Annotated in this window: 21 protein-coding genes and 2 pseudogenes; 21 read left to right on the top strand and 2 right to left on the bottom strand. The window is 35.4% G+C overall.

The window, feature by feature from the left end:
* Positions 1 to 58: 58 nt before the first annotated feature.
* From GH715_RS01235 to GH715_RS01180, 12 genes are all read left to right on the top strand, one after another.
* Positions 59 to 760, top strand: a complete 702-nt coding sequence (locus GH715_RS01235; RefSeq protein WP_153833657.1) for a response regulator transcription factor — start codon at positions 59 to 61, stop codon at positions 758 to 760.
* Positions 757 to 2,232, top strand: coding sequence for a HAMP domain-containing sensor histidine kinase (locus GH715_RS01230; protein ID WP_153833658.1), 1,476 nt, complete (start codon positions 757 to 759; stop codon positions 2,230 to 2,232). The genes GH715_RS01235 and GH715_RS01230 overlap by 4 nt, the downstream gene beginning before the upstream one ends.
* 1 nt (position 2,233) lies before the next feature.
* Entirely contained in the window at positions 2,234 to 3,319 is a 1,086-nt protein-coding gene (locus GH715_RS01225) for an outer membrane lipoprotein-sorting protein (RefSeq protein WP_153833659.1), read from the top strand.
* A 3-nt stretch (positions 3,320 to 3,322) separates the two neighbouring features.
* The gene (locus tag GH715_RS01220; protein ID WP_153833660.1) at positions 3,323 to 3,838 is read left to right on the top strand and encodes an RNA polymerase sigma factor; all 516 of its coding nucleotides are present in this window, start codon (positions 3,323 to 3,325) and stop codon (positions 3,836 to 3,838) included.
* A gap of 115 nt (positions 3,839 to 3,953) precedes the next feature.
* On the top strand, positions 3,954 to 4,247 hold the full coding sequence (locus GH715_RS01215; protein WP_153833661.1) for a hypothetical protein: 294 nt from the start codon (positions 3,954 to 3,956) through the stop codon (positions 4,245 to 4,247).
* A gap of 387 nt (positions 4,248 to 4,634) precedes the next feature.
* Positions 4,635 to 5,798, top strand: coding sequence for a ParM/StbA family protein (locus GH715_RS01210; protein ID WP_153833662.1), 1,164 nt, complete (start codon positions 4,635 to 4,637; stop codon positions 5,796 to 5,798).
* Positions 5,799 to 5,807: 9 nt separating this feature from the next.
* Positions 5,808 to 6,389, top strand: a complete 582-nt coding sequence (locus tag GH715_RS01205; RefSeq protein WP_153833663.1) for a hypothetical protein — start codon at positions 5,808 to 5,810, stop codon at positions 6,387 to 6,389.
* Positions 6,390 to 6,774: 385 nt separating this feature from the next.
* Positions 6,775 to 7,323, top strand: a complete 549-nt coding sequence (locus GH715_RS01200) for a hypothetical protein (RefSeq protein ID WP_163578377.1) — start codon at positions 6,775 to 6,777, stop codon at positions 7,321 to 7,323.
* A 217-nt stretch (positions 7,324 to 7,540) separates the two neighbouring features.
* A complete protein-coding gene (locus GH715_RS01195) occupies positions 7,541 to 8,899 on the top strand; it encodes a YjiH family protein (RefSeq protein ID WP_153833665.1) in 1,359 nt (452 codons plus the stop codon).
* 80 nt (positions 8,900 to 8,979) lie between these two features.
* Complete coding sequence (locus GH715_RS01190) at positions 8,980 to 10,164, top strand: aminotransferase-like domain-containing protein (RefSeq protein ID WP_163578376.1); 1,185 nt, start codon at positions 8,980 to 8,982, stop codon at positions 10,162 to 10,164.
* A gap of 52 nt (positions 10,165 to 10,216) precedes the next feature.
* On the top strand, positions 10,217 to 10,729 hold the full coding sequence (locus tag GH715_RS01185) for an acyl-CoA thioesterase (RefSeq protein WP_018931908.1): 513 nt from the start codon (positions 10,217 to 10,219) through the stop codon (positions 10,727 to 10,729).
* 184 nt (positions 10,730 to 10,913) lie between these two features.
* Complete coding sequence (locus tag GH715_RS01180) at positions 10,914 to 11,483, top strand: Crp/Fnr family transcriptional regulator (protein WP_153833667.1); 570 nt, start codon at positions 10,914 to 10,916, stop codon at positions 11,481 to 11,483.
* Between the two features lie 3 nt (positions 11,484 to 11,486).
* Here GH715_RS01180 and GH715_RS01175 read toward each other — a convergent pair whose 3' ends face one another.
* The gene (locus GH715_RS01175; RefSeq protein WP_163578384.1) at positions 11,487 to 12,173 is read right to left on the bottom strand and encodes a DUF4386 domain-containing protein; all 687 of its coding nucleotides are present in this window, start codon (positions 12,171 to 12,173) and stop codon (positions 11,487 to 11,489) included.
* 167 nt (positions 12,174 to 12,340) lie between these two features.
* Here GH715_RS01175 and GH715_RS01170 point away from each other — a divergent pair, with 167 nt between their 5' ends.
* The gene (locus tag GH715_RS01170; protein ID WP_153833669.1) at positions 12,341 to 13,315 is read left to right on the top strand and encodes an NAD(P)-dependent alcohol dehydrogenase; all 975 of its coding nucleotides are present in this window, start codon (positions 12,341 to 12,343) and stop codon (positions 13,313 to 13,315) included.
* Positions 13,316 to 13,486: 171 nt separating this feature from the next.
* Here GH715_RS01170 and GH715_RS01165 read toward each other — a convergent pair.
* Positions 13,487 to 13,717: pseudogene (locus GH715_RS01165) on the bottom strand (IS256 family transposase); the annotation flags it as partial.
* Between GH715_RS01165 and GH715_RS01160 the strand changes: the two are divergent.
* The 8 genes and pseudogenes from GH715_RS01160 to phnG form a co-directional block, all read left to right on the top strand.
* Positions 13,702 to 13,962 (top strand): annotated as a pseudogene (locus GH715_RS01160) (IS3 family transposase); the annotation flags it as partial. The pseudogenes GH715_RS01165 and GH715_RS01160 sit on opposite strands and share 16 nt — an antisense overlap.
* 727 nt (positions 13,963 to 14,689) lie before the next feature.
* Positions 14,690 to 18,538, top strand: coding sequence for a tetratricopeptide repeat protein (locus GH715_RS01155; RefSeq protein ID WP_153833671.1), 3,849 nt, complete (start codon positions 14,690 to 14,692; stop codon positions 18,536 to 18,538).
* A 667-nt stretch (positions 18,539 to 19,205) separates the two neighbouring features.
* On the top strand, positions 19,206 to 19,949 hold the full coding sequence (locus GH715_RS01150) for a hypothetical protein (protein WP_153833672.1): 744 nt from the start codon (positions 19,206 to 19,208) through the stop codon (positions 19,947 to 19,949).
* 41 nt (positions 19,950 to 19,990) lie between these two features.
* On the top strand, positions 19,991 to 20,596 hold the full coding sequence (locus tag GH715_RS01145) for a hypothetical protein (protein ID WP_153833673.1): 606 nt from the start codon (positions 19,991 to 19,993) through the stop codon (positions 20,594 to 20,596).
* A 1,125-nt stretch (positions 20,597 to 21,721) separates the two neighbouring features.
* Positions 21,722 to 21,889: a hypothetical protein gene (locus GH715_RS01140; protein WP_163578375.1), complete on the top strand. Its 168-nt coding sequence runs from the start codon at positions 21,722 to 21,724 to the stop codon at positions 21,887 to 21,889.
* A 52-nt stretch (positions 21,890 to 21,941) separates the two neighbouring features.
* Positions 21,942 to 23,336: an NAD-dependent malic enzyme gene (locus tag GH715_RS01135; RefSeq protein WP_153833674.1), complete on the top strand. Its 1,395-nt coding sequence runs from the start codon at positions 21,942 to 21,944 to the stop codon at positions 23,334 to 23,336.
* Between the two features lie 225 nt (positions 23,337 to 23,561).
* Complete coding sequence (locus GH715_RS01130) at positions 23,562 to 24,281, top strand: GntR family transcriptional regulator (protein ID WP_153833675.1); 720 nt, start codon at positions 23,562 to 23,564, stop codon at positions 24,279 to 24,281.
* Positions 24,282 to 24,355: 74 nt separating this feature from the next.
* Positions 24,356 to 24,778: a phosphonate C-P lyase system protein PhnG gene (gene phnG / locus GH715_RS01125; RefSeq protein ID WP_153833676.1), complete on the top strand. Its 423-nt coding sequence runs from the start codon at positions 24,356 to 24,358 to the stop codon at positions 24,776 to 24,778.
* The last annotated feature ends 3 nt before the right edge of the window (positions 24,779 to 24,781 follow it).

The raw sequence follows: 24,781 nt of genomic DNA, 5'->3' as shown, positions 1-24,781 counted from the left end.
ATTTTCAAATCATTACTGAAATCATTTTAGAATAGATAGTGTGAGAGGAGTAGTTACCATGGTTTCTATTTTACTCGTGGAAGATGATCAAGAGATTGCTCGGATTGTTAGGGATCATCTGCTACGTCAAAGTATGTATGTTACGTGGGCATCAACAGGAAAAGAAGGTTGGGAGGATTTCAATCAAGATAATTATGATCTTGTGCTTGTCGATTTAATGCTACCAGAGATGGACGGCTATCAATTATGTAAAAATATACGTCTTAATAGTGATGTACCGTTGATTATTCTTAGTGCCAAATTGGAAGATGAGGCAAAAATTAAAGGTCTCGATCTAGGTGCAGATGACTACATGACCAAGCCCTTTAGTCTTGCAGAATTAATGGCTAGAGTGAAATCACATTTGCGAAGGTATCAAAGATATCAGGGAGTAGATCCGAAAAAAGGTCATAGGACATTTAATGACGGTTTAGAATTGAATGTGGAGAAACGTCTTGTCTTTGTGGATGATCAAGAAATTCCATTAACAACAAAAGAATTTGCTTTATTTCAATTGTTTATTAACCACCCTAACCGAACTTTTGCAAAAGCTGAGTTATATCAACATGTTTGGGGTGAGATCGATAACATAGGTAATAATACGATCAATGTTCATATTAAGAGTCTGCGCCAAAAATTAGGTGAGCAAATGAAAGACCCTAAATGGATTGAAACGGTTTGGGGTATTGGCTATCGCTTTATTGGAGAACAGGTAGAATGAAAATACGAACATGGTTAATGATTTCTTATTTAATTGTTATGTTGTTACCGCTAGCTGCTGCGTATGGTTTTTTTATATTAGTTCAAGAATGGGACCAGTCAAAAAGATTAGTTGAATCATTGGAGTTATATGAACAAGTCGAAGTTATTGAAGAGCAATTACAATCACCGGATTTATATCAGATAAGACCAAAGGGTGAGATAGAAGACAAACTATCGGAGGATGCAAAAGCTAGAGAGGTTAGTATAAAACTCTATAGTCGTGATGGGACCCTTGTTTATCAAACTGATGGGGAGAGTCCGTCTATCTATCAAGTTGATCGAGCACAATTATTTAAGGGTCTCTACCAAAATGATTTGACTTATAAATCATTTACCGTGAAAAAGCCAGTCTACCAAGATCAAGAAGAGCAAATAATGGGAATTTATGAGATAAGTATAGATAGATCTGAATGGGTAGAAGGAATAGAAATTAGACGCAATATGATGATTGTTGCATTTCTTACCTTATTTATTTTTGTATACGTAGTGGTTATTTGGATGTTGAATCATAAGTTAAATAGACCACTGGGAAAATTAATGAATGGTATGTCATCATTCGCAACAGAGCAAAAGCCAACCTATTTTGCCCCAAAAAAGAAAGACGAAATTGGTCAGTTAATGTATCACTTTGAACAAATGCAAGAAAAAATAAATGCAGCACAAAATGAAACGAAGCAAGAGCAGGAAGAAAAGCAATTAATGATGGCTTCTTTTTCTCATGATATCAAAACACCTTTAACCTCTCTGCAGGCCTATGCCGAGGCATTGCAGGAAGAGCAAAGCTTAACAGAGAAAGAAAGAAAAGAATACTTGCAAATCATCAAAAACAAATCAAGTCATTTAAAAGGGATGATTGAGGATTTGACGATGTATGCCAAGCTTCAATCCACTCAATATGATATGGAATTAATCGACGTAGATGCTGAAGAATTTTTTGACATGCTGTTTGAAGGCTATGATGAATTAGCAAGACAACATGATATTTATTTGAAAAAATACAAGACCATTACTGGTATATGTAAGATGAATGACAGGCAGATGATTCGTTACCTTGATAATCTAATCAGTAATGCTTTACGTTATACACCTCAAGGAGCATCTATTGGATTGGCAGTCGTTGGTCCTGATCAGAAGTTGCCTGACTGGTTATTTGTAGAAGGAAGGTTGGAGATCGAACAATTTCGAAGTGAACATGCGCTTCTGATCGTTCAAAATGATGGTCCGGCGATTCATGATATAGAATCAGTTTTTACGCCGTTCTTCCAAGGCGAAGAAGCACGCACCACCTATCAAATGAAAAACACTGGTCTTGGATTAAGTATAGCTAGGCAAATCGCTGAAAAGCATCATGGCGAAATGAAATTGTGGTCTTTTGACAAGAGCGGAACAGTAATTGCAATGAAATTTCAGTTATGGAAAGGGACAGGATGATATGAAGAATATATGTAATATGTTAACGGTTATTTGTTTGGGATTCATGTTAGTGGCTTGTTCAGCAGGTGAAATGGCACAATATTTACCAGATCAAATCGTAACAAAAGCAGTGGAAAATGACAGTGATGTAAATGGATATTATATGCAAGCTGATTTTGAAGTATTCAAAGGAGAGGAAAAAATTGATGACTCCACTTTGGAACAATGGTTAGACAATGAAAGTAATCAATCAAAGATTATATCTGAAACATCAAATGGTGACACCACTATGACTTTAGATGATGGTGAAAAGACTATTTTATACTCTAGCATACAACAAGCAGCATTTGAAATAGAATCTTCCGATATCGGAGGGGAATCATTAGTTGGCCAAAAAACACGCGAACAGGTAGAAGATGGACTTGAACTTGCGCGGGAAACTCATGAAATTGAGCTAATTGGTAATGAAGAAATAAATGGTTTTGATACTTATCATCTCAAAGCAACTCCTAAAAAAGAAGCTATGATGCAAGGGGTTGAAGAATACTGGATCACAACGGATCATTGGTTTGTTGTAAAATCCGTATCTACGACAGAAGATATCACAGTTAATTATGTGGTTCATGATTTGGAGATTAATCCATCTTTTGACGAAAACTCCTTTACGATGGATCTTCCTGAAGGGGTGGAAGTTAAACCTTTTGAAGAAATGGACCAAACAGAGGAAACTACTTTAGCAGAGGTTGTAGCAGCAACTGGTCAGCCCATCCTAACTAGTAATGCCTATCAATTAGACAGCGTTGAGCAATTTCATTTGGACTCCTTTGACAGGACGGAAGTAAATCAAGAATTCAAGAAGGAAGGCCGATTACAATTTACTTTAACGTCTTTTGAATCACCAGAAGGAGAAGGGTTAACAACAGGATTAGGCAAAGAAGAGGAAATAGAAGTACGTGGAAAAGAAGCTGTTTTTATGGACGATATTATCAAAAGCCTTGTTTGGGACGAAGAGGGATTCCGTTATTCCTTACTTATACATAACGATGAGCTTACCAAAGAGGAGATAATGGAAATCGTTGAAAACATGGAATTCGTGGAGGAATAAACCATGAGAATACCGTTTTTACAAACAACCAATTCATCTACAGATATGATGGTATTTAGAGCCTTTATAGAAACGCATCAAAAAGTGGTTTTTCAGCTTTGTTATTTGTTAGTTGGTAATAAAACGTTAGCCGAAAAAACAGCAAGTGATGTGTTTGTTCAAATGTATCGGCATAATCGTTTTCAAGAGGTAGATCGATTTAGTCGAATAGCTCTTTATCAGTATTTACATGGCCATGTACAGAATTCGCTCATTAAGAAAGAAAATCTGATAAGAAAAGACTCTAACTTCCAACAAGAACTTCTTGGACAACCCATTTTTTATATCTTGTTGTTGCCAATCATAGACAGATTTATCTTCGGATTAACATATATCTGTTCATTATCGATTAATGAGATTACGGAGATATTAGCTATTTCAAAACAACAAGTTCAAGCAAGTCTTCAACAAAGTAGGGAATTACTAGTGGAGATGTTAGATGAGAATAATACTGAGCGCTATTATGAAGTGCTATGCTAAAAGAGCCTGTTCACTAGCTTTATTTCATGGGTTCTGTAGAATTCCTTCAACTATGAGTAATTCTAAGCTTTTTGCAAAAAGTATAAGAAGTACTATGAATAGGGAGGAATGGAACATGCCGATACAAAACGGACATGAAATTGAACAACTTTCTAAGGTTTCTTATGACTTGGAGGAAGCTACTCGTGATGCGAGAAATTCAGCTGATATCGAAGTAATTAAAGAACTACAACAACAGCTACGAGAAGTTCAGGAACAAATTCAAGATGCACGTGGCAAAGCGATCAATGGAAGTGGTACTTCGACGGAGCCACTATTTAATGCTCAACTACGTGTGGAAGAATGTCAGCACGAATTGAAAAGAGTAGTTACAAATCTTGAAGCTTTTGAAGATAATGTAACCCCATAACATTACTAATGGTATCTCTATCGTTTCTGAAAACACATGTTAAATAGCATTGAAAAAGACCACTTTAATGAAAAATGTGGTCCTTTTCGTTTATCATCATGTTTGGTCCGTTCCGTTTTTCTTTACATAAACATTTCAGTTTACAAGTGTACAAATTGTAAACAATAAGTACACAAACACGTTTGCTTGTTTACAAAGTTGTTTACAAGTTGAAGAAACAATATGTGTACTTGAATGTAAACGACGTAAACAATTTTGTGTACGCATTACGACTTATTTCATGGAAATTACAGTTATATATCTTTTTGCTCTAACTCATTGATGACAGCAATCATCTGCAATATCCTTTTTAGAAGAATAGATTTTTAAAAAAAGGATGATTATAAAATGAGCCAATCAAGAATTGCAGCAGTTGATGTAGGAAATGATTCAGTGAAAGCGATATTTGGTGAGTTGGATCAGGAATTCAACATACCGAATATTATTGCCAGAGATATAGAAGACCGTCCTGTCATAGGTATAGAAGAATTAGATCAAAAAGATCCTTTGGAAGGCATACATATTCGGGTGCACTCCCCTGCTCTCCAGGAAAACAATGCGATTTACCGTGTAGGGCACTTAGCATCCAAATCAAGTAATTCGACAGAGCTTGACCCAGGAAGCAGTAAATCACAGGAAGATCAGACGTTAATTATGCTTTTTGCCTCAATCGCTTTAGATGCAGCGAAAGGAAATAAACAGGGTTCTAATCAAGTGATTGATGCGAATTACATATTAGGTACAGGATTACCACTTCGAGAAGTGAAAGAAGGAAAAGATGCAGGGTATCGTTCGAAGCTGCTCGGATCGGTTCACCAGGTAGAATTTTTAGTGACGCCGAAATATCAAGGGATTAAAGTAAATATTAAATTTGATGAGGTTAAGGTGTATCCAGAAGGTTTTGCTGCTTATATAAACCTGGTAATGGATCATGATCTGAAAATCATTAATAAGGATTTAATTGATAAACGAATTCTTATTCAAGATATCGGCGGTTTGTCTACTGATATAGCAGTAATCAAGAATCGAACGGTTGACGATGATAAAGCACAAGGCTTTAATCTAGGAGTGTCAGAGTCGCTTGAAAATATTCGCGAGGAAATTTTCAGTAACCATGGAGTTGAACTGGACAGTCGTCGCGATGTCGTTGAAATTATTACTCGAAATAACGATCGCAACCATATTATGGTCAAAGGAAGCCGGACAAGTGTACACGATATTACCGACCGAATTTTATTGGAATTAGCGAAAAAACAATATCGCTTATTAAGAAACGTTTGGCAAAAAAATTCGCAAACAGAAATCTGCTATTTTGTTGGCGGTGGTTCCAATGTTTTGAAGGAGTATATCAAAACACTTAACAATAATTTAGATGGCTATAACATTGAATTTTTCGAGGATGAAAAGGAAAGTATTTGGATGATGGCCAATGCGTATTATAAGCTTATTTCTGAATTCACAAAAAAAGCTGAGAAGCAAAAGGAAGAGAAAAAGCCAGCGAAAAAGTCTTAAGGTGATGACATGAAAAAATCAACAAACCAAATTAAAAGAGGCCAGACCATTTCATTTCGAATCCCTTCAGATACACCAGATTATCTTTTGAAGGAAATCCAACAGCTGAAGGAAACGGAACGACGGAATTTTTCAAGCAAAATGGCTGAATTGGTGTTAAAAGGGATTAATGAAACAAGCTCTAAGGAAAGAGAAACTATTACAATTCCTCTTCCAAGCAGTTTGAACAAGGCGCAACGTAATTGGCTTAAACATGAACATTCAGAAGCGCTGTTAGGCAGTATTGTTTATCAGCTCTTAAATGATCCGGTGAGAGCTACTGCTTTACTGGCTTCACTTAATAGTAGTTCTACAGATATTGATGAAGCACTATATTTACAAGAGGAATTACCGGAAGAAACTAATGAAGATGGATTACAGGATGTTAGTGAGACAGAAAAGGAACATGATCCATTAGATGATGATTTAGATTCGTTTGACTGGGAAGAAGCTGTAAAAGAGAATCGAGAATTGGAGGAAGAGGAAAAAGAGTCAGAAGAAGCAGATCTTAATGATTTGCTTGGGGATTTCTTAAATAAAATGAATAAATAATTTGGTGAAAGCGTCTAGCTCTTATAATACATCTTGTTATAAGAGCTTTTTTTAGAAAAGGAAGTCTAAAGTTTGTGGCTAACCACTTTATCTTCAAGCAATTCTGCTACAATTATTTTAACTTTCTAAAATCAGTCTCTCTTGATATTTCTAGCCATGGGCAAGCAGGTAACTGAATAGTATTCTTTAGAGATAAATCACTCTATTAAGGTGATTGTTTCAGCTATTTTTTGAAAGGATAGCTTTTCGTTTTCTTCAATCCATAAGTGGAAATTAATTACTAATAAGTGAAATAATATTATAAAAAAGCTTCCAATATGATAAAGTAAATAGGAAGGATAGGACATAGGTTCAGTTATAAAAGCACATACTCTATTGGGGTGAAATGATGATTGTTTCAAAGAAAAAAAGCATTTGTCTGTTCATTGTACTGCTTATCCTGTTACAGGCATGTGGTACATCCGATCAATATGAAGTTCAAAGTGATATTAATCCAAGTTCTTCAGGTGAACAAAATCAAACAGAAGACGAAACGTTTGTCCCGAAAGAAACAGATGTTATCTTTCAAAACAACGAGTTAAAAAATAAAGAAGTTCTGGAAACATTTATGGAAACAGCTGGTACGAAAGGTAATGATAATACTTCTGAAATACGGGTAGTGAAATATTTCAGTTCTGATAATTTTATCATTTATGACTTAAAATCAAGATACTCAGAAGAGGCCGATCAGAGATGGATCGAAGTGAATCCAGACACCACTTATTATGATAAAAACAGCAATACACAGGACGTTTTCAATAATGCGCCACAGCAATGTGGATGGCTGGAAAAAGACACGACTAATCCTAAAGATGCCTATTACAAGTTTTTTGAATGTCGTACAAACTGGGAGTATCGCTTTCTTCCAGCGCTAGCAGGAGATAAAGATAATTGAAATTTGAACTGGTCATATTCTTGAAATAATGTTATCTTCTCATCCTGCCACATTATAAGAATACTATTTTTCATAATCGATATCTCTTTTTAGACTAAATAATTATATTGGCTGTTCTACCTTTATAAAAAAGTTGTTGCATATTTATACAATAAAATGATATATTATAACTTACGAAAATAATAGAAACAACAAAGAAAAAAATGGAGAGAACATCATGAAATCAGAACAACAACAATTCACAGCAAATCAATATATGAAATTTTGGCTACCATCTCTTATTGGGGTGTTATTATTCCTCGTCCCGATTTCAGTAGGTGGTAAGGTTACAATTGGGTTAGGTGTGTTAGCAGATGGTTTACAAGCACTGTTAGCAGATTATATCCCGCTCATTATGACAATTATTTTATGTTTGTCTGCTATTGGTAGTTTAATAGTAAAATGTATAAATTTGCAGATGATAAAGAACAATTCTTTTTTGGATAGTTTATTTAATATCCCGCCACTATGGATAGCTTTACGATTTATCGGTGCCATATTCGCGATCATGACATTAGCAGAAATCGGCCCTGCATTTATTTGGTCGATGGCGACAGGCGGAACAGTATTATTTGATCTGATTCCGGTGTTAATGGTCTGGTTCCTATTTGCATGTCTCTTTATGCCACTGTTGTTACAATTCGGTTTAATGGATTTTATCGGTACCATCGTAAGAAAAATTATGCACCCTTTATTCAAGCTACCAGGTCGTTCGTCGATTGATGCTTTAGCATCATGGATGGGGAGTGGAACAGTAGGGGTATTATTAACGACACAGCAATACGAATCTGGCTATTATACGAAACGAGAAGCAGCAGTAGTTGCAACTAACTTCTCGATTGCATCGATTGCTTTCAGCTTGGTTATAGCTAGATTTTTAAGCATTGATCATATGTTTGTTCAGTTTTATATAACTGTCATAGTTGCAGGTGTTGTTGCGGCGGTCATTGTACCGCGAATTCCACCTTTATCTTTAAAAAAAGATACCTATTATGAAGCAGCAGGTAAACAAATAAATGAAGTCGTACCAGAAGGTGTGTCCAGTTTTAAATGGGGTGTACAAAAAGCAGTAGAAAAAGCGGATCAAGTGAAAAGTTATCGTGGTGTTATCAAAAGCGGTGTATTGAATGTAGTTGATATTTGGTTTGCTTTAATTCCATTGGTGATGGCGTTAGGTACTATCGCACTGATTATTGCCGAGAAGACACCTATTTTTAACTATTTATCTTATCCATTTATTCCGTTCTTGCAATTATTGCAACTACCAGAGGCAGAGGCTGCTGCTCCTGCAATGATTGTTGGTTTTGCGGATATGTTCTTGCCTGCAGTAGTTGGTAGTGGGATTGAGTCTGAATTAACCCGTTTTGTAATTGGAGTTATGTCACTTGCTCAATTAATTTACATGTCGGAAATAGGTATTTTGTTATTAAAATCAAAAATTCCGATTTCGTTTTTTCAATTATTTATTATTTTCTTACAAAGAACGATTATTACGTTGCCAGTCGCGGCATTAATGGCACACCTTTTATTCTTTTAAATAATCGGTCATAATATAAATAAGAAGCATTGGTGCTTACCAATGCTTCTTATTGTCTCAAAGAAAGGTGAATGATCATCGTGAATGTCGAAAATTTCTATTCGGAAAACATAAAGAATGCATTAAAAAACGACCCACCAGGTGAATGGATGCCGAATATACCAGGCAATTGTATTCGGCTTAGTTCAGGGTTTCCAGCACCAGACCTTGTCCCCGTTGATGAGCTGAAAGAGGCGGTTGTTCAATTATTGAAACAAGAAAAGGATTTACCACTGCATTATCTTGGTACACCGAAGATGGATAAACTAAAGGAGCAAATTCAAGCTAGGTTGTCTGATCGTGGTATGCGAGTTGCAGATAAAGCACTTCTAGTTACAGCTGGTGCATGTCAGGCAATTGATTTAATTGCTCGAGTTTTTGTAGATGAGCAAACCGTTGTGGCAGTTGAAGCACCGACATATATGGAAGCACTAGAAGTATTCCAAAATTATACGAGTCAATTTATTAGTATCCCAATCGATGAACAGGGACTTCAGACAAAAGAATTAGAAAGAGTATTGGCAGAAAGGAAAGAGCAAGGTCTTCCGCTACCGAAAATAGTATATACGATCCCGACTTTTCAAAATCCAACCGGAACAACGATGACAGCAGAACGTCGCAAGCATATTTTGGAGCTAGCTTCTCAGTATGACTTCCTTATTTTAGAGGACGATGCCTATGGTGAATTATATTTTGATAAACCGCCTGTAACGTTAAAAGCAATGGATCATGAAAATCGTGTCCTACATGTTGGTTCTTTATCCAAAGTGGTCGCGCCAGGTTTACGAATTGGCTGGGTAGCTGCAACAGAGGAAATAATCACTTCCTTATATTGGTTTAAAAAAGATTTAGATCATCCCTTTGCACAAGCGATTATGGCTACATATCTGGGGAATAATAATTTTGATAATAGACTTAACACGTTACGAATATCCTATCAAGAGAGGTTCGAGGCGTTACTTGCTGCATTAAAAAAATATATGCCAAAGTCTGTTACCTGGTATGTGCCGGAGGGAGGTTACTTCGTTTGGATTAAGGTGGCTGGTGTTGATACTTCAAGATTATTACAACAAGCACAAGATCAAGGTGTGTCCTTTTTGCCAGGTAAATATTTTTTCTTAAATGAACAAGATGGCAAAGAATGGCTCCGTCTATCGTTTAGTTATAGTGATAAGAAGGAAATAACGAAAGGGATCGAGAGGTTGGGGGAAGTTATTAATAAATAGCCTGTTATGAAGAAACAATGATCAATAAAAAATAACGAAAAAAGGTGATAGTATGGAAGATACTTATATTAATGAAACCCTTGCTGTGAAAGTTGGCCATGTATTCCCACCCGATACGAATAATCACGGAACACTTTTTGGTGGGAAATTAATGAGTTATATTGATGATATTGCATCGATTTCTGCAATGAGACATTCGAGGAGTCCTGTCGTAACCGCTTCAACTGACTCTGTCGACTTTTTGGCACCTATTCGCACAGGTGAGTCTGTTTGTTTAGAGTCGATTGTTACTTGGACAGGAACAAGCTCTATGGAGGTGTTTGTCAAAGTTTTGGCAGAAAACCTGATTACAGGGGATCGTAAAATTGCTGCGAATGCTTTTTTAACTTTTGTTGCCGTGGATGAAGAAGGTAAACCAGTTCCTGTTCCAAATGTTATTCCAGTAACAGAGGAAGAGAAATATTTGCACGAAACAGCGAAAGAACGAGTGGAAGCTAGAAAAAAACGAAGGGCTGCTAGCAAAGAGTTAGCGCATGTTATTCAAAAGGGCAAACCGTGGAAATAGAAAAAATTTCGACGGAAGTTTTCTAAGCCATAAGTGAAGGACACTAATATACTTATCTGAGACCATTGGCGAATAACCGAATTGTTAGCCAATGGTTATTTTTCTTTCTTCCCCTATCTATTTTGGTATTTGCTGACATGTAATATAATTAGAATAGCAACTATATAGGGGAGGAAGTACGCAAATGAAAGATATCTTATTCAAGTACATGAGTAAGTTTACAAACCTTACACAAGCAGAACAACAAGTTATTATGGAAGATCTTGTGATCGAGGAATGCAAAAAAGGAACCGTTCTCCTAAGACAAGGAGAGATTCCTACAAGGTGTTATTTCGTCTTGAAGGGATGTATCAGGGAATATGCAATTGATGAAGATGGCAATGAAGTCACATCTAACTTCTATACAGAAGAACAAGCAATTGTCCCTAAAGCGGATCATCCATCTGCATACAGTTTTACATGTTTGGAAGATTCCTTACTTGTTAATGGCGATTTTGATATAGAGAATGACATGTTTGACAAGTATACACAATTAGAATCCATGACACGCAAGATGACAGAAGAAAACTTCATTCAGCTAAAAGATGATTTCGCTGAATTTATTGCTTCCACACCGGAAGAACGGTTCAAAGCACTTTTACAGAAACGACCAGACTTAATCAAACGCGTCCCCCAACATCAGTTAGCAAGTTACCTTGGTATTACTCCAGAATCATTAAGCAGAATTAAAAAGCGAGTGATAGATAAGCAGTAGAGATCAAACCTTTATCTTGGTTTTAATTAGTAGCCAAATACCAAATCCTAATTCTCCTACAATCATAGGTAATAGAAATACCAACTCAAGTACCGTGATGACACTTTCGTATTGAGGAAGAAATGTAATCAAAAGGTGATTAACTATATACCCGACAGAGGCTATCAACAACAAAATGCTAATGAATTTAGGTATGCTGTCTGATTTAAACGTAATATATCCGACAACGAAGAGATGCCCGCCAAAAATAACTAACCCCATCGACCAAATCATATGAAATGCATCTAAAAACAACATCACTTTTCCTTGGAGCTGATCGATATGAAACAAAGATACATAATCAGTGCTATTCGTAAGGAGCATTACCATTATTAGATTAAACACTGCGATGGCTAATATTGCCGTATACATAAGACGAAGCCAAGCACCAAGTAAAGAAAGATTGTTATTAAGTGGTTTCAAGAATATATAGAATCCCCAAGTAACTAATATGTCCGTTATCAAGATGATTAGCCAACCAAAGATCCCGGCTTTGAAAAGTATTTGTGAGTTATTGATGTTGTGAAAAGTAGTACCCGCATCCCCTTGTACGATGAGACTTTCATAGACAAATCCAGAAGAAAAAAATGCAGCAATAGTCATAATAATTAGTGAAATGCCAGCAGTCAGAGCAGCATTTCGTTGACTTATAGAATTAACCATCTTATCATCCTCCCAAGTTATTGCATTAATGGCATTATATAAGTAAATAAGTTTTTGTTCATTGACTTAAGTCAATGAACAATATCATAAATATTGATATAACCAGATTGACACTTTAATGCGCACTTCAAAAAATAACGAAATAAGGAGGGATTATGTTGAAGGCAATCATGTATAAAAAATATGGTTCTCCTGATGTGCTTAAATTACAAGATTTCAACAAACCAAAACCCACTGACAATCAAGTGTTGGTAAGGATACATGCAGCGTCAGTGAACTATGGTAATTTAGTAGTTCTAAAAGGAAAGCCATTCTTATCTCGTTTCGCGTTTGGATTATTTAAGCCTAAATACACGATACCTGGAGGAGATATTGCAGGTCAGGTTGAAGCGGTTGGTAAAAACGTGCAGCAATTTCAATCCGGAGATAAAGTGTTTGGAGACCTGGAACCTTTTGGATGGGGTGGATATGCTGAATATGTTGCTGTTCCTGAGGAAGCTTTAGTGCCAATGCCAGATAATATATCATTCGAAGAAGCGGCTGCAGTCCCGATGGCAGCAGTTACTGCCCTACAAGCACTTAGGGATAAAGGGAACATTCAGTCAGGTCAAAAAGTTCTGATTTACGGCGCATCTGGCGGTGTGGGCACTTTTGCAGTACAATTTGCCAAATACTTTGGCGCAGAGGTAACGGGGGTATGTAGTGCGAGAAATATAGAGATTTTACGATCGATCGGAGCTGATCATATAATAGACTATACGAAGGAAGATTTCACCCAAAAAACAAACAAGTATGATCTAATCTTGGCTGTTAATGGTTATCGATCCATTTTTGATTATAAACGGGCATTGAATCCGAATGGAACGTATGTCATGGTCGGTGGTAAAGGTGTTCAAATGGCACAAGCAATGGTGCTTGGACCATTGCTAACCTTAACAGGGAACAGGAAGATGGTCTCTTTTTTACAAAGGCCAAATCAAGGGGATTTAATCTTTCTCCAAGAACTACTTGAACAAGGCTTGATTAAGCCTGTTTTAGATAGAAGGTTTAAACTAGAAGAGGTTCCTGATGCTTTTAGGTATTTTGAAGAAGGCCATGCGAAAGGAAAAATTGTGATTACTGTTTCGTGACCACTGGCAGCAGTTGTTATAGGCTATTCAGAATAAGACATTGAGATATTTCCATTGAGGTATTAACCTTATTGGAAGCCTCTTTTTAAAATTATTATTACAACTTTATATAGTTTGCTGAATTGAAATATTTTAAATTAGGATGAGGGCTTGTCAAGTAAAGTGTGTAAGTTATTCTAAATACTTTAACACTCGTTCATTAAGATGGTCATGAATTAAGAACTGGTTCATTACAATTGCCCATTGTTGAATATGGCCACCTTCCCATTTACTTTCAAGTTCTTTAGTTCGTAAATACAAAACTTTTAGAAGGGCGTTCTCGTTTGAGAATGCTCCTTTTTTAGTCACTTTTCTAAAGCTGGAATGTATACTTTCTACGGCATTTGTGGGTAAGTACATTAAAGGAAAATAAAGTATTCCAAATCATGTCACGTAAAGCTACTTGTGCAGACAATGCTTCAATAGAGAATTTCTTTGGTCTATTGAAACAAGAAATGTATTGTGGAAAAGAACTAGTAAGCTATGAGGAATTAAAAAGACGAATTAAAGAATCCATCTACTGGTATAACCATGAACGATCAAAAGAAAAATTGGCTAGATTGAGTCCAGTAGAATACCGAACTCAATCTAGCCAATCAGCTGCATAACAAGACTCTAACTTTTGGGGGTAACCACCATTTCTTACTTACACAGTTAATATTACACTCCCTACATAAGTCATTTTATTCTATTTATGTATTTTTTTGTCTGCAGAATGTGCTCTGATAAATCTTCTATTATGCGTATATATAGGTTAATCGATTCTAATTACATTTTAATGTTTACAGCCACTTAAATGAAGCACTGTTGCCTTTTTATTTACAAGAAGTTACCATATTTACTACTTGATGTTAGTTAAGTTTACCAATAGGGATAGAAAACGCGAAGAGTTAAGCTTTAGCTTTTGGTATTTCTGCAATCATAATCGATTGTGGAATTTCATAATATTATCGAGTAGTATCCTTGTACTGCGCAGTAAAAAAATCTGTATAGAAACTCATTTATTAACTATAAAATTAAAAAGTATAAATTTCTTAATTGGTCTATTAGGTTTTCTACTAGTAGACTGCACGAATATTGTGGAAAGTGAAACAGTTCCAATTTTAAATGTCTCTTCACCCCGAAGACAATCTTTTCTTCATTTATTCACTCCAAAATTATTATCAAAGGAAATATTACTACAATAAAAAGTTTGCAACTTTTTACAATTTTATATAATTTAGTTACAGTGGTTTTTCTTCAAAAATTACCTAACAGTTGGAAATGAATGAATTTTTCAATTATGATTAATACATGTAACAAAAGTTTAAAGATTCTTGCTTTTGGAGGGTTAGGATGTTTACTGCTACTATAATGGGGATTGCAACAGGACTTATGACAAATTTAAGCTATGATGCTTTTTTTGAAAATGAAGATGAGTTATATGGAAGAGTGGATGATGCTTATCAAAGAGCAAGAAAGCACTTTTATAAAAAATATGGTGATAAGTTTGGTGATGAACTGAACAGTTTTTTGGAAAGCCAACAAAACATAGATACTGTCGTTCGGTCCATGTATTACGGTACACAAAAGCTTCAGCCAGATGATTTTAGCGCTAAAAGTTTTAATGGTTCTCGAGATGGCTCTTTTGAAGCGGTAATAGATTTTATAGCTTTTCTTGAAAAAGAAATGAAAGAGGATTTATTTCTAAGTAAAATCATTGCTGAAAAGGCACATATGGAAGAAACAACTCAACATATTGCTGAAACAAGGGAACACCATCAAGAACTAAAAGACCAAATAAAAAAATCTAGTATGGGCTTTGAACGATTAATTGAAATGGTCAGTGATAAAATCAGTGGGCTTTTTGAGAGCTTGCCAAATGATTTTGCTTTAAGCAATCAGTTACTTACCACACCTAATATCGATGATTCACCGCCATTGCTAATTTCGAATGTAGTAAAAAGAGAAATTACTATAAAAAACATGCTAGATAGAGGGACTGATAAGATCTGGGTTCATATTAGTGGAGAAATAAGTTCAGGAAAGACGCAGTTTCTAAACTTAATGAGCCTTTCATTCGCCTCAAAAAGAATATGGGTAAGCTTGAAAGGTCTAGATGAACAACAAGCCATTGCAGCATTTAATGCGACACTCGCATCAAGTTCCAGGACCCGTGTAAATAGCAAAAATGCATGGTACCAAGCAGCTATTTCAAAACTTAAAAAAGGGGATATTATTATCATTGATGACATGCCATCCCTCTCAGTGTACAGTAGCTTAAGGGACGTCCTAATCAAGGTGGCAAAAGCATGTGAGGATCAGGGAGTAAAAATCCTTACTGCTGGTTCTAATGATGTTGGATTATATGTCAAACAGCAGTTGGGAAAGGATATCGTACTTTCAACTAGAGTACCTAGTTTTACAGAAGAAGAAACAGAAGAATTGCTTCTCCAAAAGGGAGCACCGTCCGAGCTTGCTAAGAAGCTCTCGCCTTGGCTTTTAGTTATCACGAAAGGTAGTCCTGCTCTGTTGAATACATTAACTGAATATCTAGCTTCAGAATCTTGGAAAGTTTCGGCGGAAGTCTTTGACGTTGTTCAACGCGGGGAATATGCTATGGACTTAAATAGTGAAATCCAATCTATACTTCTTGAAAAAATAGAAGATGATGAAGCGAAGGAATTACTATATCGCTTATCTTTAATAAAAGACACATTTAACAATGACTATTTACACGCTGTGTCTAATGTTCACCCTGAAATCAAGCATCCTTTTGAGCAGCTGAACAAGCTTTCAGGTTACTGGATAACTAATGTACAGGAGAGATATACCATTAGCCCATTAGTTGTTCCGATAGGGGAAAGGAACTTAGCAACTGATGTAAAGGAAAGCGTGCATAGTGAGATTGCTAAGGTGATTTCTAAGAATAAAACGCTTAATCCGTTAGAAGCTACCAAGCTATTAGGTCATCTACTTGACGCCAAAAAATATGTCAATCTTGCACAAGTATTTTTAAATCTATTGCATTCCTTTGAAGAAGAAAAACCAGTGGAAGATTACTGGGGAATCACAATCATGTGGGCCAACACTCCATTGCCACAGGATATTCCATTTGATATGAAATTAATGATTCGTGTCAAACAGGTAATGGTTTATAAGCATTACCGAGATAACATAGATTATATTTTGGCAGATATCAATGATATGGTCTTCCAAAAATCTGAGGAAAGTAAGATAAATGAAACTATCCTTTTATCTTGCCTGTTAATGACTGTGCACAATTTAGAAAGTGATGGTCTGCAATCTCTTAAATATCTAAGGAAAGCTTTCGAGATACTGAGAGCAGGTGCACTAGGAGAGTTCGAAGAATTAATCTTTGATAATAACGTTGAACAACTTGTTTGGATAATTCTCTTTAAACTTCATACCAAAGCAGGTGTACAAGCATGGAAGGAATTCTTTGAGGAACTATCATCTGAGCAAAAACAACAGGTTCTTGTTTGTGAATTGGCTGCCGAAAGTTCCAAAGCTATTACTCAAAATATTTTTCTCTATGAGTTTAAGAAGACACCTAATGAAAGAGAATGGGAAGAGGCGCTGGCTGTATTAAATGACCTGAAGCAGTTTGCAAAGGACAATGAGATTCCACACCTTCAGTATTGCACTACAAGAGAGGAAATACGAATACTAATTGAGTTTCTTGGGAGAAAAGAAGAAGCAAATGAGAAGGCCGTCGAGGTTCTTCATGGAGAATCTGTACCTAGTGAAGCAATCTTTATGATTCACTCCATGTTAGCGAAGCAATATCTTCTAGTAAAAGAGCACGAAAAAGCAATGGAACATTATCAAATTTCCATGAAGCCAGCTCTGCAAAAATATGATTGGGAAATAGTTGATGCTCTAGGTGAATATTCCCTTTGCTTGGCCAGAACCAAGAAATATGAGGAATCTAGGAAAATTCAAGAAGAAGCTATAAAAAAAGCTGAAGCTGCTGGGTATTTCCCAAACTATCAGATTGCAAATTTGTTTGGAGAATATGGTATCAGTCTTTGGCAAGAAGAGAATAAGAAAGATGCATTTTATGCATTTGAAAATGCCGTATCTCTCCTACTGGAAGAAAAAACATATGAGGAAGCTTGGAAATGTTCCTTTAGTGTGCTTGGTCATGTACTTATGTATTATTCCTCCATCCTTCAAAATAAAAAACAACCTAAAAGTGAAGAGTATTGGGAGCCTTTCCGAGGAATGTTTGCAGAAAATAATCAAAAATTGGCTTCCTTTTTTAAGGAAGAAACGATATCTGGAACCCAAATGTATCTCGTGATGTATGCAGAAGGAATGAAGGATTTTTTAGTAGCAAGGAAATGGCTTTATAAAGGCTGGGAGGAAAATAAAAGAAATCAACGAGAAAATGAGTTGTCAGGCTATCTCTTTTATCGGCTTCCTTATTACCTTATGGTAGAGAATAAAATGGAGGATGCCTTTAAAATAGCAATCCAGTCTTATAAAATTCTTCAAGCTGTTAGAATCATTTCTCAAAAAGGAGACATGCCTAAACTAGGTCAAATTGATGTGAAAGCGGTTCTCAGTAATCACCCTGACCTAGAAAACGAAATTGTCTATGACGCAGTAAAATTGCATATTGTCCCGATGATGATTTACGCCTCGACCTTGAAGGCACGTGTTGATGATTCATTAGAAAACGTTGTGAATGAAATAATAACCTTTATTGAAAATCAGAGCTCAGAAGGTCTTAATGAAAAGTTCTATTCTCATGCAAAAAAAGCATTTCAGAGTCTTTTGGAGCCTTCGAACGCTCCATTTGAGGTTATTCAGGAAATACCTGATATTGAAGAATTTGACAAAACTGTTCTTCAGGCTTTATCTTATCTTGCGACTGCTAATAACCTTTTGCCAAAAGAAGCTCTAGAACTCCATTGTAATGTGCTTGAATGGTTAACAAAGTTATTTAAGAATGACAACTACGTACATGAGAAGATATTAGCACCATTTTTTAATCATTTTTGGACCAACAGATACATCAAAGAAAGGAATTATTTTAATAACACTGAGAAAATTGATAAAGAGTTCATGTTGTTATTAGAAAAAAAAGACTTCCATGTAAAGGAGTTAATACTTTTGATGAGCAAGGGGCTAAAAGTCAACCTGTCAGAAGAAGTGATGACGTTCCTTAATAGTTAAACAAAGGAGAAAAAAGTGTGCGGGGATAAATTGTTCTCATAAGGTGGATAAAACTTACAGTCTTAGTCCAAATAACATTTTTACTGTGCTATATATTATATATGCAAACGAATTAACAGTACAAAAATAACAAACAAATCTTGGAGATATCTCCAAGATCTGTTTAGATGTCTTATTCATCTTCAACATTAGTGCGAATTAGATTAAGTGCATGCTTTCACAAAATCGGACTAAAAATGAAATCATTTGCTGCGCAGTAAGCGTCTACTACATATTACAAAAGTTCAGCCTAATCTGTAATTTGCTCATGAAAATTACCCAAAAGTATGAAGTAGTAAATGCGTGGCATTTACCAGTATAAACTTTGACATTCAGTGCTAAAAACAAATGACAGAGGGTACATTTTGGTGGCTGTGATCATGTAACTATTTAATCACGTTTGAGTGTCTAAATGCTCCTGTATTTTCGTATACTTCTTTTATAATAGAATTAAGAGAGAAGCTATTGTAATTTAATTCGCCTACTCGACGATATAGTAGTGAAAGGTTTGAATATTTTTTTAAATAAGAATGTTAACGTTCTCGTATTCTTAAATTATAATAATATCTTTGAAAGGAGAAAATTTAATTCCTATGGGATAATGAGTGAAGGAAGAAGGTGAGGCAGTATGAACAAAAATTTAAGTGGTCAAAATAATATTGAGCTGAACTGCTTAAACAAGGTTAGAGAGAGGTTGTCTCTGGATGTTTGTTTTGGCGTATCAGAAGAAAATTACGAAGATTTAAAAATGTGGTTAGAGTCTGCTGTCCCAAATAAAAAGAGCAGTGAGTTTCCAGACTTTTTATTTGAGGGTGGAATTATAGAGCATTTTTCGGTTACCTCATCTTTTGAGGGAAGAAAAGGTTCAAAGCAGAAAGCAGAATCCTCTAAATTACAAGCAAAAAGCCAGCGCGATTTTTTGTTAAAGCTTGAGAAAAGCCAGGTTGATAACGTAACTAAACATTCAGTTGGTAAGTATTTAGAAAATCACTCACATTTAAATATTAATAAATCAATAAAAAAAAATTGGGAAAAGCACATAATAAGTTATGATAATTATTGTTTGAAGGAAAAGCATAGTATATTTTTAATGGAATATACAGATTTTGCTTTGCAAACAGCAATAGAAAATGAGGATAGGCCAGTTACGATATACGATTCTTATAGAATTAGTGCAGATAAAGAACTATTAAAGTGGATATATGATTTCAAAGATAAAATAGAATACCTAATATTGTTTCATGAAAAATCTTTGGAGGTAATTAGAACTGATAAAATAAAAGAAATAATGGGTAACTTACCAAACGCTTGGTTTAATCCAGTAGTTGGGATGGAAACCCATAGATATGTTGGATGGAAACAAGAAAAATAATGATAGAATATAAACTATGAAAAACTGATGGAGAGATTTATATGAAGATAGTTGAAGCAAGGTATGATTCATTCGATGATTATATAAGTGAAGTGGAACAAATAGGGATTATCAACCCTCAGGAAAGAAATTATCAATATTTTATAGCTGATTTCCTGAAGGAAATCCTTGTGCACACAGATATTCAAGTGATAGATGTTTCTACTAATCGAAATACCAAAATACACAATCGGGATCACTATACGGGTGCTGGGGGAACACCAGACATATTATTGGCACGTGGCTATCAATATAAAAATAAATCTGATGATGAGTTGAACGTGGACTATATTGCCGCACTTGAAATAAAAGCACCTTTAGAAGAACTAAATGAAAAGAAAAATATAGAGCAGCACAGAACACAGATAAAATCCCATCTATCTAAAAATGAAAAGGTTATACTTACAGACTGTATCACTTGGTACTTCTTTAAAAAGGACAATTTAAATCAAGAAGCAAAATTAGCGCCAATAAAAAGCTTTAAGCTTCGAACGGATTTCTATATAAATGATAAAAAAGAAGAAGGTAAAGCAAACCATTTTGCAAAAGAACTGTTAAAGGGAGAGTTTAAGGAATTACAAAGCTATATTAGAGGTTTTATTGTATAACATGCAGCTAATCATTCCTTTGCTTAATAGATAAGAGGTAGTGTCAAGAATTATGTGTAAATCTCTTTTTGTAGACCCGAGTTACGTTTTGAATTTTTAAAATGATGATGCTGAGCTCGGCACAGTTGCTTGTCTTGAAATTATTGGAAGGAAAGGGAGAATTGGATAAACTTTTAGCAAACCTTTAGGGTCCTTAATGTTGATGATGTAAAGCTTTTTTATATGAAATCAGTTGTGAAGATAATCCTTTTGGGGATTATACAGAAATTAAAAATGAATTGGTTAAATTTAGAGATAAAATAAGAAAATATAATAACTAAACCGCACTTAGATACATTATGGAGAATCGTACCATAAGTAACGGTATTTTTTTGATAAAGAACACAGTCCGGGTTAATATGAACCGTTCCTTTTTAAACCTTTAGAAATCGAGTTACAGGATGACGATGGAATAGTAACCTTTTTAGGATTAGAATCATTTGAAGAATATATCGATGGTAAGTTTAAATCCGAAGATGGAACACAAATAGTTAGACCTTCATTATGAATTGTAAGGACTTGTAAGTGAAAGTACAATCGAACGGATGGTTCCTGTACCTTTTATCCAATTCAGGCTGCTTTTCTTAGTAAAGATAAGGAAGGAATTCGTCACTATACAGAGATTTAAGAACCCCCAATTATTTCGACTTTTGGGGTTGTTCTGTCTTTTATTTTGTCATAAGTAATAGGAAAGTATGTTCTCTGATTTTTTATAATTTGTTATTTAATTGCTCTTCTATACTTGAATAAAAGAGTTATTGTAAAAAGTTTAAAAAAATAACAATACTGGACAAAGTTATAGAAAGCTCTGTCATGTTTAATCACCCCCTTTATGTTTTTTTATTAGCTCTCATGAAATACCCCTACTTAATCATATCTTCATCTTAGATTCTTCAACTTAAAACCTTCCGGATCGATATAAATGTTGTTACAACAAGGTTTTTAGTCAATGTTTTTAATTATTTCAATGGTTATTATACGGGCGGCATGATGTAATCCGTCAGAATTATTTATTTGCTTATTTTGTCGAAAAGAATTGGTTTAAATCAAACTCAATAGGAAATACAATATACTTGAGGTGATGAAATGGAAATAACTATCAATATATTTGTATTTGTTATTGTAATGTTTATTTTATCCGTCGTAATCGAAACAGCTGTCAGAAGAGGAATAAATTCATCAGTAATAGGTAAGTATGTAGAACAAAAGCACTCACAGGTTATGAAGCCTGTTAAAAAAGATTTAGATGATTAATGGTAAGTTCTTTTTGTAATCCATACTTATAATCCTGAAGGAGGCTGTCCTTATGCGTTCCAACATGCATATCATTATCCGTTTGGAAATTGAAAAGGCTAAGGCAAATATCGGTCAAATCGCAACACTTATTCATGAAAATGATGCTGATCTGGTAGCAATTGATGTCAAAAAAGAGACACCTGAAAAAACGATCAGGGATATTACGATAAAAGTGAATGATGAACCAGGGCAATTAAAAGTGATTAAAGCTTTAAATGATAGTGATGGAGTGTATGTGAAGCACATTTCCGATCGAACGTTCCTTGTCCATTTAGGTGGGAAGATTGATATTAAACCTAAATTGGATTTGAAAAACAGAGAACAACTTTCCCATGTTTATACGCCTGAAGTAGCAAGGGTCTGTAATGCGATTAATGCTAACCCTTTATTAGCCTATAACTTAACGATCAAGAGTAATTCTGTTGCGGTTGTGTCAGATGGCACAGCTGTCCTAGGGTTAGGCCAAATAAGTCCGGAAGCAGCAATGCCTGTAATGGAAGGAAAGGCGATGCTGTTTAAACGGTTTGCTGATATTAACGCTTATCCCATTTGCCTTGATACGACGGATAAGGATGAAATTATTCAAACGATTAAAGCGATCAGTCCAGGGTTTGGTGGAATTAACCTAGAAGACATTGGATCTCCGCAATGCTTTGAAATTGAAGAAACACTAAAAAAGGAGTTAGATATCCCTGTTTTTCACGATGATCAGCATGGAACCGCTATTGTTGTATTAGCAGGTATTTTGAATGCCTTAAAGCTGACAAAGAAAAGCTTGAAAGAGTGTAAAATTGTCGTCTGTGGTATCGGGGCAGCAGGTATTGCCATCACCAAAATGCTTTTAGCGGCAGGTGCTGAAAATATTATTGGGGTAGATAAGGAAGGCAGTATTACCCGTGATCATCAGTATGACAATAAGATGTGGGAATGGTATGCGAATCATACTAATCCGGAGAAAGTGGATGCTTCCCTTTCTGAAGCAATGACAAATGCGGATATATTTATCGGTGTTTCTAGAGGGGATATTTTAAAAGAAGAGGATTTGAAGAATATGGCGAAAGATCCGATCGTTTTTGCTTTAGCCAATCCAATTCCAGAGATTTCACCTGACATTGCCCGTGATCATGTTAGAGTAATGGCAACAGGAAGGTCTGATTATCCGAATCAAGTCAACAATCTCCTCTGTTTCCCGGGTATTTTTAGAGGAGCATTGGATGCGAGAGCCTCTTCGATAAATGAGCAGATGAAAGTAGCCGCAGCAGAAGCGATCGCAGCTACCATTGGATCAGATGAGTTAAGTGACGATTACATTATCCCGGGTGTGTTTAATGAAAAAGTCGTAGGACGTGTAAGAGAAGCAGTTGTTCAAGCAGCCATTGATAGTGGTGTATCAAGAAAAATATAATTTCAGCCGGAAAAACTACTTATCAGCTATGAAGCGGTAAGTAGTTTTTTGTAATTAAATAAATTTGTTGACGATATATATCATCCATTGATGAGATAGGTGATAATATCTCGCCATGATATCGTTGCAAACAACTTTTTAACAAAACTTAACATTTCTTTTATGGTACTAAGTTATCATTAAATGTAAGATAAAAATCACTTCTATAAGGGGAGGAATATACAATTGTCAGCAGATATCGAATCAAAAATACTAGATGATCTGATGAAAAAAATAATCGATGAAAAATTTCATGAGAACGAGAAACTTCCTTCAGAAAATGAACTAGCTGAACAATATCGAGTTCCAAGGGCTACCGTTCGAAAGTCATTGGCTAAGCTAGAAGAACGAGGGTTTATTTATTCTCAGCAAGGAGTTGGCAGATATGTGAAAAATGAGTCATTCCGAGTGGAGTTAAACTTAAATGGAAAGGCTAGTTTCACAGAAAAAATGAAGCGATCGGGTCACCAACTGATTACTGAGAATCTTGGTTGTGAACAGATTGAATTTGATCAGAAAATCTATGACCGCCTATCTGCAGATCCAGAAGACAATATTTATAAAATTAAGAGACTACGAGTAATTAAAAATGAACCAATTGCAATTCATATTTCTTATCTCAATCAAAAATTGTTTCCAGATATTGAGCAAGATGGTTCATCTATTCAATCAATATTTGCCTACTACAAAGAACGAGGGTATACAGAATTGATCAATGGATATAGCTTGCTTAGTGTTACCTTTCCCACACTTAAAGAACAACAATTACTGGCATGCCAAAGTATGGAACCATTGATTATGGTGGAGAGTAACTGTTTAGACGCCTCATCTGACAAGGTATTAGAACACACAAAAGTTTTATATCGAAGTAATAAATTTAAATATAACATTAGTTGGGATAGCTGACGGATTTACAAAATCTTAACAAGACAACAACTTGGCAACAAGATATGCTGAGCGTGTAAGGAGGTTTTAGGAGAATGAAGCGAAAACAGCGAACAGAAATACTAATCCAAGATGGAGGCGTTCTTGCGAAGGAATTAGCGGAGATGGTTACGCAAAGCTATAAATTTCGTGAAATCGAAGAACCTCATTATGGGTTGACGATGATCAAAATGAGAGAAACAGCAAAAAAATCCTTGTTTTATCTTGGAGAGGCCTTAGTTACAGAAGCAAAGGTTGAGGTTCATCAATCGATCGGAATCGGAATAGTGATTGGAATGGAAGAAGAACTTGCTAAGCATTTAGCAATCATTGATGCAGCCTATCGTGCAGAATTACCAGAGACTACGGAATGGGAAGAGAAATTAGAAGTAGCGGCAGAAAAAATCTATCAGCAAAAAGTAAAACAACAAGCAGAAATCTTAAAGACGAAAGTAAATTTTGAAACGATGGAAGTTTAATAT

It is taken from the genome of Gracilibacillus thailandensis, assembly GCF_010994055.1.
In the GTDB taxonomy this organism is placed as follows: Bacteria; Bacillota; Bacilli; order Bacillales; family Amphibacillaceae; genus Gracilibacillus; species Gracilibacillus lacisalsi.
Note: the sequence above shows the minus strand (reverse complement) of the source record. Positions and strands in the feature narration are given on the sequence as shown.